The organism is Mycobacterium sp. E735 (assembly GCF_001666955.1).
GTDB lineage: Bacteria > Actinomycetota > Actinomycetes > Mycobacteriales > Mycobacteriaceae > Mycobacterium.
Genome location: NZ_LZIX01000283.1, coordinates 35,314 through 48,148, shown reverse-complemented (window position 1 = coordinate 48,148; position 12,835 = coordinate 35,314). Strand labels below are relative to the sequence as shown.

General features: G+C 68.4%; 12 protein-coding genes and 1 riboswitch. Of the genes, 6 read left to right on the top strand and 6 right to left on the bottom strand.

From position 1 onward, the window contains the following. Positions 1 to 121: 121 nt before the first annotated feature. The 3 genes from A5704_RS23565 to A5704_RS23555 are packed head-to-tail and all read left to right on the top strand — an operon-like array spanning position 122 to position 4,602. Entirely contained in the window at positions 122 to 1,624 is a 1,503-nt protein-coding gene (locus tag A5704_RS23565; RefSeq protein WP_067891337.1) for a M28 family metallopeptidase, read from the top strand. Beyond that, on the top strand, positions 1,621 to 3,093 hold the full coding sequence (locus A5704_RS23560; RefSeq protein ID WP_067781150.1) for a M28 family peptidase: 1,473 nt from the start codon (positions 1,621 to 1,623) through the stop codon (positions 3,091 to 3,093). Before A5704_RS23565 ends, A5704_RS23560 begins: the two co-directional genes overlap by 4 nt. A gap of 45 nt (positions 3,094 to 3,138) precedes the next feature. Further along, entirely contained in the window at positions 3,139 to 4,602 is a 1,464-nt protein-coding gene (locus tag A5704_RS23555; protein WP_067891334.1) for an HNH endonuclease signature motif containing protein, read from the top strand. A gap of 11 nt (positions 4,603 to 4,613) precedes the next feature. On the opposite strand, the gene A5704_RS23550 is transcribed toward A5704_RS23555, so the two are convergent. Continuing rightward, complete coding sequence (locus A5704_RS23550) at positions 4,614 to 5,186, bottom strand: hypothetical protein (RefSeq protein ID WP_067747898.1); 573 nt, start codon at positions 5,184 to 5,186, stop codon at positions 4,614 to 4,616. A 123-nt stretch (positions 5,187 to 5,309) separates the two neighbouring features. Here A5704_RS23550 and A5704_RS23545 point away from each other — a divergent pair, with 123 nt between their 5' ends. Together A5704_RS23545 and A5704_RS23540 are read left to right on the top strand one after the other, a co-directional pair. Further along, a complete protein-coding gene (locus A5704_RS23545) occupies positions 5,310 to 5,684 on the top strand; it encodes a hypothetical protein (RefSeq protein ID WP_156669865.1) in 375 nt (124 codons plus the stop codon). Positions 5,685 to 5,903: 219 nt separating this feature from the next. Then, positions 5,904 to 7,403 carry a peptidase gene (locus A5704_RS23540; protein ID WP_156669866.1) on the top strand — a complete coding sequence of 500 codons (1,500 nt, stop codon included), beginning with the start codon at positions 5,904 to 5,906 and terminating at the stop codon, positions 7,401 to 7,403. A gap of 17 nt (positions 7,404 to 7,420) precedes the next feature. On the opposite strand, the gene A5704_RS23535 is transcribed toward A5704_RS23540, so the two are convergent. The 5 genes from A5704_RS23535 to thiC form a co-directional block, all read right to left on the bottom strand. After that, a complete protein-coding gene (locus A5704_RS23535) occupies positions 7,421 to 8,290 on the bottom strand; it encodes an LLM class F420-dependent oxidoreductase (protein ID WP_067747881.1) in 870 nt (289 codons plus the stop codon). 19 nt (positions 8,291 to 8,309) lie between these two features. Continuing rightward, positions 8,310 to 8,744 carry a MarR family winged helix-turn-helix transcriptional regulator gene (locus A5704_RS23530; protein ID WP_067747883.1) on the bottom strand — a complete coding sequence of 145 codons (435 nt, stop codon included), beginning with the start codon at positions 8,742 to 8,744 and terminating at the stop codon, positions 8,310 to 8,312. Positions 8,745 to 8,776: 32 nt separating this feature from the next. Continuing rightward, complete coding sequence (locus A5704_RS23525) at positions 8,777 to 9,400, bottom strand: alpha/beta family hydrolase (protein WP_067891331.1); 624 nt, start codon at positions 9,398 to 9,400, stop codon at positions 8,777 to 8,779. Further along, on the bottom strand, positions 9,397 to 10,233 hold the full coding sequence (gene thiD / locus A5704_RS23520) for a bifunctional hydroxymethylpyrimidine kinase/phosphomethylpyrimidine kinase (RefSeq protein ID WP_067891342.1): 837 nt from the start codon (positions 10,231 to 10,233) through the stop codon (positions 9,397 to 9,399). Before thiD ends, A5704_RS23525 begins: the two co-directional genes overlap by 4 nt. Beyond that, positions 10,233 to 11,876 (bottom strand): phosphomethylpyrimidine synthase ThiC, encoded by a 1,644-nt coding sequence (gene thiC, locus A5704_RS23515; protein ID WP_067891328.1) that lies wholly within the window; start codon positions 11,874 to 11,876, stop codon positions 10,233 to 10,235. Before thiC ends, thiD begins: the two co-directional genes overlap by 1 nt. Continuing rightward, positions 11,869 to 11,979: riboswitch (TPP riboswitch) on the bottom strand. (Overlaps the previous gene by 8 nt.) A 160-nt stretch (positions 11,980 to 12,139) precedes the next feature. Here thiC and A5704_RS23510 point away from each other — a divergent pair. Further along, positions 12,140 to 12,790 (top strand): PAS and ANTAR domain-containing protein, encoded by a 651-nt coding sequence (locus tag A5704_RS23510; RefSeq protein ID WP_067755429.1) that lies wholly within the window; start codon positions 12,140 to 12,142, stop codon positions 12,788 to 12,790. The last annotated feature ends 45 nt before the right edge of the window (positions 12,791 to 12,835 follow it).

The following is a 12,835-nucleotide window of genomic DNA, read 5'->3' as shown; positions in this document are numbered from 1 at the left end:
GTTGGTCGGGGCGTGGTTTGTGGTGCGCAACATCCCCTTTGCACCGTTCAGCGCCCTGTACGTCTGATACCGCCCGTGTCCTGATCCCGGCCGGTGGCACCGCGGTCTAACCTGGGGCGCGATGGTGAACAAATTCGCGACGGTACCTGCGGCGCTCGTCGTGGTCGCCCTGACCGCATTCTCGACCGGCTGCTTCCACAAGTCGGCAAACTCGCAACAGGCAACGGGCGACCCCGCCGCGGCGGCCCAATTCGCCAGCGCCCTGCACGACAAAGTCACGAGCGACGCGATGATGGCGCACCTGGCAAAGCTCCAGGACATTGCCAACGCCAACAACGGTACCCGGGCGGTGGGTACCCCGGGTTACGAGGCCAGCGTCGACTACGTGGTGAACACGTTGCGCGGCAGCGGTTTCGACGTGCAGACCCCCGAGTTCTCGGCGCGGGTGTTCCACGGCGACAAGCCGGAGGTGACCGTCGGCGGTAAGCCGGTGGAGGCGCACGCGCTGGACTTCAGCCTCGGCACCCCGCCGGGAGGAGTGAGCGGTCCGCTGGTGGCCGTGCCCGCCAGCAACGGCCCCGGCTGCGCACCTCCGGATTACGGCAGCCTGCCGGTTCAGGGAGCCGTCGTCCTGGTGGACCGGGGCGGTTGCCCCTTCGCTCAGAAGGAAGACGCCGCGGCGCAGCGCGGAGCGGTCGCGATGATCGTCGCCGACAACGTCGACGAGCAACAGATGGGTGGCACGCTGGGCCCGGACACCAACGTCAAGATCCCGGTGGTAAGCGTCACCAAGTCGGTTGGCGTGCAATTGCGCACCCAGCCGGGGGGCGTCACCATCAAGCTGAACGCGAGCGTCCAGAGTTTCAAGGCGCGCAACGTGATCGCCCAGACCAAGACCGGCTCGACCACCAATGTCGTGATGGCCGGCGCCCATTTGGACAGCGTGCCGGAAGGCCCGGGCATCAACGACAACGGTTCAGGCGTGGCCGCGATATTGGAAACCGCTCTGCGGCTGGGCAATTCGCCACCGGTACGTAACGCGGTGCGGTTCGGCTTCTGGGGCGCGGAGGAACTCGGGCTGATCGGTTCGCGCAACTACGTCGAGTCGCTTGACTTGACCGGGCTCAAAAGCATTGCGCTGTATCTGAACTTCGACATGCTCGCGTCGCCGAACCCCGGCTACTTCACCTATGACGGTGACCAGTCGCTGCCCGCGGACGCTCGCGGCCAGCCGGTGGTGCCGGAGGGGTCGGCCGGCATCGAACGCACCCTGGTCGCCTACCTGAAGTCCGCCGGGAAGACCGCGCAGGACACCTCGTTCGACGGCCGTTCCGATTACGACGGATTCACCCTGGCGGGCATCCCCGCCGGCGGCCTGTTCTCCGGCGCCGAGGTGAAGATGTCCGCGGATCAGGCAAAGCTGTGGGGCGGGACCGCGGACCAGCCCTTCGACCCCAACTATCACCAGAAGACGGATACCCTCGAGCACATCGACAGGACCGCTCTGGGCATCAACGGCGGTGGCGTCGCCTACGCGGTGGGCCTGTACGCGCAGGACCTCGGCGGCCACAACGGGGTGCCCACGATGGAGGACCGCACGCGTCACGTGCTAACCAAGCCATGACCCGTCGGCTGCGCGCGGCAATGCTGCTGGTGACCTTGTTGCTGGCGTCGTGCACATCGGCGCGGCCGGGATCCCCGACTGCCGCACCGGATCTGGCGCACGGCCTGGCCGGCAAGGTGACCACCGAGGCGATGTTCACCCACCTGCGCGCGCTGCAGAACATCGCCAATGCGAACAAGGGCAACCGGGCCGACGGCACGCCGGGTTACGACGCCAGCGTCGACTACATCGCTAAAGCGTTGCGTGACAAAGGTTTCGAGGTGCTGACGCCGCAGTTCGACCGGCTCTACACCGTTTCCCCGGGCAGGCCGTCGATGACGGTGGCCGGCCGCAGCTACACCGTTGACCAGGCCTCGCTGCTGGTCCAGACGCCGCCCGGCGGACTCACCGGGCAGCCGGTCCGGCCCACCCAGCCGTCGGGCTGCGCGGCGGGCGATTATCCGGCCGTGCTGCCCAAGGGGTCGATCGCCGTCGTAGACGACACACGTTGTTCGGTGGTCGACAAGCAGAACAGCGCGGTGTCCAAGGGTGCGGCGGCGCTCGTCGTGCTCAGTGCGCCCGCCGGCCAGGGCGCCCCGCCCACCCTGTTCGCTCCCGGCTACTTCAAGCAGCTGACCGTCCCCGTCGCGGTCGCCAACCCGGCCACCGCCACCGCGCTCTCCGGCGCGACCGCGCCAATCCGCCTGGTGCTGGACGCCCAAAACGTCAAGATCACGTCACGGAACGTGCTGGCGCAGACCAAGACCGGCTCGCCGCACGACGTGATCGTGGTGGGCGCGCACCTCGACAGCCCCCGCGGCGGCCCTGGCATCAACGACGACGGAACCGGGGTGGCCGCGGTGCTGGAGACGGCGCTGCAGCTGGGCCCCCTGGCGCCCGTGAACAACGCGGTGCGGTTCGCGTTCTGGGGCGCCGACGAGGACGGGCTCAACGGCGTCATGGACTACGTGTTCGGCATGAACAGCGATCAGCTCAACGACATCGCGATGTACCTCAACTTCACCACGCTGGGTTCTCCCAACGCCGGCTTCTTCACCGAAGACGGCGATCAGTCCGGTCCGCCGTCGCCCGGGGTGACTTACGCGGACGTCCCCGACGGGTCGGCCGGCATCGAGCGCACCCTGGCCGGTTACCTGAACCTGGCCGGGAAGCGGCCCGCGGACATGCCGCTGAACACGCTCGCCGACTACCACCCCTTCATGGTCGCGGGCGTGCCGATCGGCGGCATGACGGCCGGGGCGTCGCAACCGAAGACCACCGTGCAGGCCCGGCTGTGGGGTGGGCAGGCCGGGGCCCCGTTCGACCCCAACTACCAAGGCCCCCGCGAAACCGTCGACACCGTCAACCGGGACGCCCTGGCCATCATGGGGTCTGGCGTCGGATACGCCGTAGGCAGCTATGCGGAATCCATCGGCGGCGTCAACGGCGTGCCACCGCACGACAAGCGGCATCGGACCCGGGTGCCATAACCGCTGCTCGGCGCCTTGTCGGGGGGCCGCGCTACACTCGAACACATGTTCGATAAACGGCTACACGAGTACTGGGAGCCTCCCCGGTGTGAGCGATCCCGCGCGCTGGTGGAACGGATGTGCTCCTCGTGGCGGCTGGAGGCGCGGATGGTCGCGGACCGGCTGGACGCCATCGGGGAGTTGTTCGAGCTGCGCCGCGCCCAGCGCGGTGAGGAGTCGGATTGGGCGGTGGACACCTGGGCGGCGGTGGGGGCCGAGGTGGCCGCGGCGTTTCGGGTGAGCCTGGCGATGGCCGGCAGCTTCATGCGGTATGCGCTCGCGATGCGTGAGCGGCTGCCGCAGGTGGCCGAGGTGTTCCGCGCGGGCGACATCAGCTATCGGTTGTTCCAGACGATCGTGTACCGCACCGATCTGATCACAGACGCCGCCGTGTTGGCCGCCGTGGATGCCGAGCTGGCGATGCGTGCGGCGAGGTGGCCCTCCATGACCCGGGGCCGGTTGGCCGGCCAGGTGGACAAGATCGTGGCGAAGGCCGACGTCGATGCGGTGCGCCGCCGCGACCAGTCGCAGGCCGAGCGCTGGGTCGGGGTCGAGGATCTCGAGGGCGGCATGTCCGAAATCCACGGCAGCTTGTTCAGTCCCGACGCCCACGCGCTGGATCGGCGGCTGGATGCGTTGGCGGCCACGGTGTGTGAGCACGACCCGCGCAGCGCGGATCAGCGGCGCGCCGACGCGCTTGGGGTGCTTGCCGCCGGCGCGGATCGGCTGGGCTGCCGCTGCGGGCGCCCCGACTGCACGGCCGGAAAGCGGCCTGGCGCAACGCCGGTCGTCATTCACGTGATCGCCGAGCAGGCCAGCGTCGAGGGCGCCGGGTCGGCTCCGGCGTCGGAGGTGGGCGCGGACGCACTGATCACCGCCGAGGTCGTGGCCGAGCTGGCCGGCTCGGCCAAGCTGGTGCCCCTGGGCGCCCCGGCCGAGGCCGAGCCGCGCTACACCCCGTCCACCCGGCTCGCCGACTTCGTGCGGTGCCGGGACCTGACGTGCCGGGCCCCGGGTTGTGACCGCCCGGCCGTCGACTGCGACATCGACCACACGATCCCGTACTCCGAGGGCGGTGCGACGCACCCGTCGAACCTCAAATGTCTTTGCCGCCAACATCATTTGCTGAAAACTTTTTGGGGCTGGCGCGACGAACAACTGGAGGACGGCACCCTGATCTGGCGGCTGCCCGACGGACACACCTACGTCACCACCCCGGGCAGCGCGCTGCTGTTCCCCGGCCTGTGCGTGCCCACCGGTGACGCCCCGGCCCCCACACCCGTCGAGCGGTGTGGTGAGCGCACCGCGATGATGCCGCTGCGCACCCGCACCCGTGCCCAAAACCGGGCCCAGCGCATCGCCACCGAACGGCACCGCAACCGCCAAGCCCGGCTGGCCGCCCACCCCGTGGCGCCGGCCAGTTCGATACCCGCCGGCCCCGCGCCCCCAGAGGATCCACCGCCCTTCTAGGGCCTGCGCCGTCAAGGCATGTGCGGGTTCATCATTCGTCCGCAGCCCATCCCGCCGCGACCCATCATCTGCTGCATCATGGCCGGCATGCCCTGCTCCACGAAGCCGGTGACTTCGCGCGCGTGCGCTCGGATGACGTCGGTGAGGGCAGGGTCGTCGGCGGTCTCCTCGGCGATCACGCCCCCTGGGGTGAACGTCAGCTGCCGCCGGTAGCCGCCGGCACGACGGAATAGCGTCGGCAGGGTTTGGCTCATGCAGCTGACTTCGGTTCCCTGATCCAGGTGGGCGTACATGCTCGAGACGTGCGCCTGGAGTTGGGCGGTCAGATCCGGGGACGTCGATTCGGTGGTGGTGCGCACGCCGCCGGGAATGTCCTCGACCACCCGGCTGATTTCGCTGTGCCGCATGAACATGTCCATGTAGCGGTTCATGTCCATGTGACCGGCGCCCATGAAGCCGCCGCAGTTGGTGAGGCGGACTCCTGCGGGCCAGATGCCGCGACGCGCGTAGCGCAGACCCAGCACGCCGCCCGCACCCAGCGCACCGAACGCGGCAAGCGCCGCGCGCCGTGTCAAATTGGCCATCGTCACGTTCCTTCGGGACAGACTCCTGCACGCAATTTAGGCAATCTGACCAGACCCGCGAATCCCGTACTAGGGCCAATGGTCCCTACCCCCGGTGGGTATATGTGTGACATCGTCCTGGGCATGACTGAAACTCCTGAATCCAGCGTTGGGCCCGTGACCGGCAACCACGGGGACGGGCCGTACGCGCGCAGTCGGCTGGGCCACGTGGCCGCATGGGTGGTCATCGTCGCCGGTGTGGTGTTCGTCGTCGCGGTCATCTTCTTCACGGGGCTGTTCTTGGGCTGGTCCTCGGGTGACCACTACGGCTGGCGCCACGGCTATGGCGGCGGCCGTGCCGGCACCTGCCCGATGATGCAGCCCGGCGGCATGATGGGGCCCGGCATGATCGGACCCGGCGGCATGATGGGGCCCGGCGGGATGGGACCCGGCGGGATGGGACCCGGGGGCCCGGTGGGGCCTCAGCAGACGCCGGCACCGACGGCGCCGCGCCCCTAGCGGGCAACGCGCCTGAAACGGCGCCGCCGAGTTCGCTATTGCCATCGGACAACCCACCCGGCGCTCCTGGTTCGACCCCCGGTAAGCCGCCCGCAATCGCGCGCCCACGCGGCCGGCGCGGGCGTTCGACGGTGTTTTCATTCGGGCTGTCACGGTTAGCCAACCGCTCTAGAATGAGACGCTTTGGTCTGCCCTGTAGCCGGTCGGGATGAGGTTGGTATGAAGAGCCGTGCGCGCAATCGACGTCAGCAGGCCGGTGGCCGTCCGCGCAGGGCGGCCGCCTTGCTGAGGGCGGCGTTGAGCTGCGCGGCGGCGGCAATCGTGGTGGCGGGGTGTGCATCCTTCGTCGACGGGCGGGCGCTCTCGATGCTCAACGATCCGTTCCGGGTGGGCGGCTTGCCCGCGACCAACGGCCCCAGCGGCATCCGCTCGAACGCACCCGCCGCAACCGGCACCGTGGTCAACACGGACGACGGCGCGATCGATAAGTTGTCGTTGCTGTCGGTCAACGATATCGAGGACTACTGGAAGTCGGTGTACGGGCAGTCCCTGAAGGGAAGCTTCGTTCCCGTCGGAAAGATGGTGTCCTACAACTCGAAGGATCTGTCCAGCCCGATCGTTTGCCACAACGACACCTACAAGCTCGTCAACGCCTTCTACACGTCGCGCTGCAACCTGATCGCCTGGGACCGCGGGGTGTTCATGCCGGTCGCGCAACGGTACTTCGGCGACATGTCGGTCAACGGCGTACTGGCCCACGAATTCGGCCATGCCCTGCAGAACATGGCGCATCTGGTGACCAAACGCGACCCCACGATCGTGCACGAGCAGCAGGCCGACTGCTTCGCTGGCGTCTACCTGTTCTGGGTCGCCGACGGCAAGTCGCCGCGGTTCACGCTCAGCACCGCCGACGGGCTCGACCATGTGCTGGCCGGGATCATCACGACCCGCGACCCCGTGATCGACAGCGAGAGCGAGAACGACGACGAACACGGGTCCGCCCTGGACCGAATCAGCGCCTTCCAAATGGGTTTCATCAACGGGGCATCGGCCTGCGCGGGGATAGACAAGAAGGAGATCGAGCAGCGCCGCGGCGATCTGCCCAACGCTCTGCGCGTCGACAGCAGCACCGGAAACCCCGAGACCGGTGAGGTCCCGATCGACCAGGACACCCTGTCGACGTTGATGGAACTGCTGGGAAAGATCTTCTCCCCGAAGAGCCCGCCGGCGCTGTCCTACCAGGCTGCCGATTGCCCCGACGCCAAATCCAGCCCGCCGGCTTCCTATTGCCCGTCCACCAACACGATCGTGGTCGACCTGCCAAAGCTCGCGGCGATGGGCAAGGTCGCCGACGAGAACGAGCAGACCCTGCCGCAGGGCGACGACACCGCCCTATCGGTCGTGATGTCGCGGTACGCGCTCGCCGTGCAGCACGAACGCGGGCTGGCCATGCAGAGCCCGTGGACCGCGCTGCGCACGGCGTGCCTGACCGGCGTGGTGCACCGCAAGATGGCCGAACCCATCGAGCTGTCGTCGCAGAAGCAGTTGTTGCTGACGGCCGGTGATCTCGACGAGGCGGTGGCCGGGTTGCTCACCAACCATCTCGTCGCCAGCGACGCCGACGGCACCAGCGTGCCCGCCGGTTTCACCCGGATAGCGGCGTTCCGCGGCGGCGTGACCGGCAACATGGACGCCTGCTACTCCCGCTATCCGGGGTGACCGGAAGGCCGTCGGAGTCAACCGATCTCGTCGAGCCTGGGAATGACGTCGTCGCCGAGTCGCCGGATGAAGCCGACGGGATCGGGGTTGCCGGGGAATGGGCCGGCGTTGACCATCTCGACGCCCAGTTCGGCGAAGCGCTCGACGGTCCTGAAGTACCCGTCGAGGTCGTCGAACGGATTCACGAAGAGGCCCACCGTCTTTCGGATCTCGCCCGGGTCCCGTCCGACGGTTTCGCAGTGGCGGTTCAGCACCTCGATCTTGTGCTTGAGCTCGTCGGGATCGGTCACGGTGCTGTTCCAGATGTCGGCGTACTGCGCGACCAGCCGTAGCGTCTTCTTTTCGCCGTCGCCGCCAATCAGGATCGGCGGTCGCCGAATCGGTTGCGGCTCACAGATTGTCTCGGCCAACTGGTAGTGCTTGCCCCGGTAGGGCCCGTTGTCCTCGCTCCACATCTGACGGCAGATCTGCAGCGTCTCTTCGAGCATCTCGAAACGCCGGCTCACCGGCGGATAGGGGAAGCCGAGGGCGAGGTGCTCGCGGTCGTACCAGGCCGCGCCGAGCCCCAGCGCCGAGCGGCCCTGCGACAGCACGTCAAGCGTGGTGACCGCCTTGGCCAGCATTCCCGGGTATCGATACGTGACGCCGGTGACCAGCAGGCTCAGGTCGATCTTGGTCGTCTGTCCGGCCAGGAAGCCCAGTGACGTGTAGCCCTCGAGGAACGGGTCCTCCGCCCGTCCCATCGCCTCCATCTGAAAGAAATGATCCGCCAGCGTGAACAGCGTTGCGCCGCCCTGTTCGGCGGCCTTGGCCGCATCGGCCAGCGTCGGACCCAGCGCCGCTGGGTTGCCGGGCAGGAAATCGATGAAGTGCACACCTAATTGCATGGCAGCCCTTGCCCTTTCGTTACTCGGTCAAGCGCTCGAGCAGCGTCAGCGCATCGAGGATGACGCGACGCTCGCGTTCGGAATACCGCTCGTGGATGGCGCGCGCCAGCCACTCCTCGCGGACCTGTCGGTTGCTCTCCGCGCGTCGCCGGCCCGTTGCGGTCAACGAAATCAGTTGCCGCCGGCCGTCTTCCGGGTCGGGCGTGCGCTCGATGAGCCCCCGCTGCTCGAGTGCGGCCACTATCGTGGCCATGGATTGTGGACGCACCCGTTCGGCCGCAGCCAGGACACTCGCCGATGAGGCCCCCTCTTTCCAGAGCCGGTTCAGCACCGCGGTCTGCGAGGGAGTCAGGTCGTCGTCGGTGGCGAGTTCCCTCAACTGACGCCGCAGCCGGCTGAACACCACCCGCAGGTCGCGGGCCGCCGCGGCCGCGGACTCAGCGATGCCGTCCACAACGCCAGTTTAGACTGATCAGCCCAGACTGTCTAATTCCGCCCGAGCAACTGGAGGGCGGCCTCGACCGCCAGCGCCGCCACCTTCAGCGTCTTGGACCGCAGATCGTGCCGGGCGCCGGCGATCTCGACGACCGCCGTGGTGCCGGTGACCAGTGCGGCGGCGGCGCGCAGCTCCTCGGGCGTGCCGAAGGGGTCCGACGTCCCGTGCGTGAAGACGGTCGGCACCCTGATGTCGGGTAGGTGCTCGGTGCGCGCGCGCTCCGGCTTTCCCGGCGGATGCACCGGGTACGAGAACAGCGTCAACAGGTCCACGGAAGCCTCCCGGTCGGCCACCACCATGGACGTCTGCCGGCCGCCATAGGAATGTCCGCCTGCGATCAGCGGACCCTCGGCGAGGTCGCGGCACAGCGTGATCGCCTCGACGATTCCGGCGCGGTCGGCGGCCGCCGAGCCGGACGGCGGTCCGCTGGGGCGGCGTCGCCGGTAGGGCAGGTTGTACCGGACCGCGAGCCAGCCGCGCCGCGCCCACTCCTCGCAAACCTGTTGCAGCAGCGGCGAATCCCGGTTGCCACCCGCGCCGTGGGTCAGTACCACCACACCCGCGGCGGGCCGATCGGGTTCGTGCGCCACACCGGCGATCCGGTCCAGGTTCATGACAACCGAAACAGTGGTGAGACGGGCCCGTGTCCATGGCCCAACGGATAGGAGGCGCGCAGGCACTCGGTGACCCACCGCTTCCCGAACCCGACCGCGTCGGGCACGGAGTAGCCGTGCGCCAGCGCGCACGCGATCGCGGTGGCCAGCGTGTCGCCGCCGCCGTGGTCGTTGCCGCCGGGCAGCCGCTCGGCGTCGAACTCATACCAGGACGCACCGTCGTAGAGCAGGTCACAGCTGCGATCCGACGACCGCAGGTGGCCGCCCTTGACCAGTGCCCACCGCGGCCCCAGCGCGTGCAGGGCCTTGGCCGCCTCGCGCTGAGACCCCACATCCACGACGTCGACGCCCACCAGCAGCCGCACCTCGTCGAGGTTCGGCGTCACCAGCGTGGCCAGCGGAAACAATTGGTCGCGAAGCGAATCCAGCGCCGACGCAGCCAGCAACGCGTCGCCGTGCATGGACGCGCACACCGGATCGACGACGAGCGGGACCGTCAGACCCAGCCGGCGCCAGGCGGCGGCCACCGCGCCGATGATGGTTGACGACGCCAGCATCCCGGTCTTGGCGGCCTGCACGCCGATGTCGGTCACCACCGCCTCGATCTGGGCGGCCACGACATCGTCGGGCACCTCGTGAAAGCCCTTGACGCCCAACGTGTTCTGCACGGTGACCGCGGAGACCGCGACGCAGGCGTGCACGCCGAGTAGCGCCATGGTGCGCATGTCGGCCTGGATGCCGGCGCCGCCCCCCGAGTCGGACCCGGCGATGGACAGCACGCGCAGCGGCGTGGCGCCCGGGGGTGCCAGCGGCAGCACCGGGAGCGGTTGGATCACTGCTGGCTGATCGGCAGGTACACCCGGTTGCCGTGCTCGGCGAACTCGCGCGACTTCTCGGCCATGCCCTCGTTCATGACCCCCTCGATCGCCTCCTCGCTGTCGAGCCCGTGCTCGGCGGCGTAGGCCCGAACGTCGGCGGTGATCCGCATGGAGCAGAACTTGGGCCCGCACATCGAGCAGAAGTGCGCCGTCTTGGCGGGCTCGGCAGGCAGGGTCTCGTCGTGGAATTCCCGTGCGGTGTCGGGGTCCAACGACAACGCGAACTGGTCGTTCCAGCGGAACTCGAAGCGTGCGGTGCTCAACGCATCGTCGCGCTCCTGGGCCCGCGGATGGCCCTTGGCCAGGTCTGCGGAGTGGGCGGCGATCTTGTAGGCGATCACCCCGTCCTTGACGTCCTTGCGGTCCGGCAGCCCGAGGTGTTCCTTGGGTGTCACGTAGCACAGCATCGCGGTGCCGGCCTGGGCGATGATCGCCGCGCCGATCGCCGACGTGATGTGGTCGTAGGCCGGTGCGATGTCGGTGGCCAGCGGGCCCAGGGTGTAGAACGGGGCCTCCTCGCACAGCTCCTCTTCGAGCCGCACGTTCTCGACGATCTTGTGCATCGGGACGTGCCCGGGGCCCTCGATCATCACCTGTGCGCCATGGGCTTTCGCGATCTTGGTCAGTTCGCCCAGCGTGCGCAGCTCGGCGAACTGCGCGGCGTCGTTGGCGTCGGCGATGGAGCCCGGCCGCAACCCGTCACCGAGCGAGAAGGTGACGTCGTAGCGGGCGAAGATGTCGCAGAGCTCCTCGAAGTTGGTGTAGAGGAACGACTCCCGATGATGTGCCAGGCACCAGGCCGCCATGATCGAGCCGCCGCGCGACACGATCCCGGTGACCCGCTTGGCGGTCAGCGGCACATACCGCAGCAGCACGCCGGCGTGCACGGTCATGTAGTCCACGCCCTGCTCGCACTGCTCGATCACGGTGTCGCGGTAGATCTCCCACGTCAGTTCCGTCGGGTCGCCCTTGACCTTTTCCAGCGCCTGGTAGATCGGCACGGTGCCGACCGGGACGGGGGAGTTGCGCAGGATCCACTCGCGGGTTTCGTGGATGTTCTTGCCGGTGGACAGGTCCATGATGGTGTCCGCACCCCAGCGGGTGGCCCACACCATCTTGTCGACCTCCTCGGCGATCGACGACGTCACCGCGGAGTTGCCGATGTTGGCGTTGACCTTCACCGCGAAGGCCTTGCCGATGATCATCGGTTCGATCTCGGGGTGGTTGTGGTTGGCGGGGATCACCGCGCGGCCGCGCGCGACCTCGTCGCGCACCAGCTCGGCGGGCATGTCCTCGCGGGCGGCGATGTATGCCATCTCGGCGGTGATCTCGCCGGCCCGGGCCCGCTGCAACTGGGTGCCGCGGTCGCGGACCACCCCGGGCCGCGGCGGCAGCCCGGCCGTCACGTCTATCACCGCGTCCGGGTCGGTGTACGGGCCAGAGGTGTCGTACAGGTCGAAGTGGTCCCCGGTGGACAGGTGCACGCGCCGGAACGGCACGCGCGCACCGCCGTCCAGCTCGCGGTAGACCTTGCTGCTGCCCGCGATCGGTCCCGTGGTGACGGACGCCTCGACGGCTTTGGAAAGTACATCGGTCATTTCTTCATCTCCCTACGCCGGCATTACCCGGTCAGGTTCGTACGGTCGACGGCCGCAAGCCGTCCTCTCAGCGCATTCGACGTGCGCTCCCGCGTATTTGGATGTTCCGCCCGCGACGTTACCCCCACCCCAGGCCACTCGGCAGGTGGGCGGCCAATCCGCCGGGGCGGTAGCCGGGTTTATCCGCCGAATGGAAAAATGCAAACGTGCAAGAGCAAGGGGAGACGGACGGGTCGACACCCGCCGGTGCCCGCGGCCAACAGCTGGGCCCCGTCGAGGCGGTCGCCCGCTATCTCAACGTCGGCGCCTTCCGGTTCTGGTTCATCGGCGAGCGCTGGGAGTGGTCCGACGAGGTCGCCAGGATGCACGGATACGAACCGGGGACCGTCGAGCCGACGACGAAGCTGTTGTTGTCGCACAAGCACCCCGACGACCGTCGGCACGTCCAGGAGGTGCTCGACTACGCGCTCGAGTCCGCGGAGTCGTTCTCCAGCCGGCACCGGTTCCTCGACACGGCGGGCAGAGTCCACGACGCGATCGTGGTGGCCGACCGCATGCACGACGAGTCGGGCGCCGTGGTGGGCACCGCCGGCTACTACATCGACCTCACCAACACCTTGGACGAGACCCGCCAGGAGGTGCTCGACGAGGCACTGCCCGACCTGTTCGAAAGCCGCGCGGCGATCGAGCAGGCGAAGGGGGTGCTGATGTACGTGTATCGGGTCAGCGCCGAGCAGGCCTTCCGGGTGCTGCAGTGGCGGTCGCAGGAGACCAATGTGAAGCTGCGGTCGCTGGCCCGGCAACTGCTCGCCGAGGTCACCACGTTGGACGGCGCCACATCCGCGGTGCAGAGTCAGTTTGATCACGTCCTGCTGACGGTGCATGAACGGATATCCGACGAGTCCGTTGGGTAACCAGTGGAATACGCGAACGCGCCGGCCCGCAAACCGTTAGTGTTC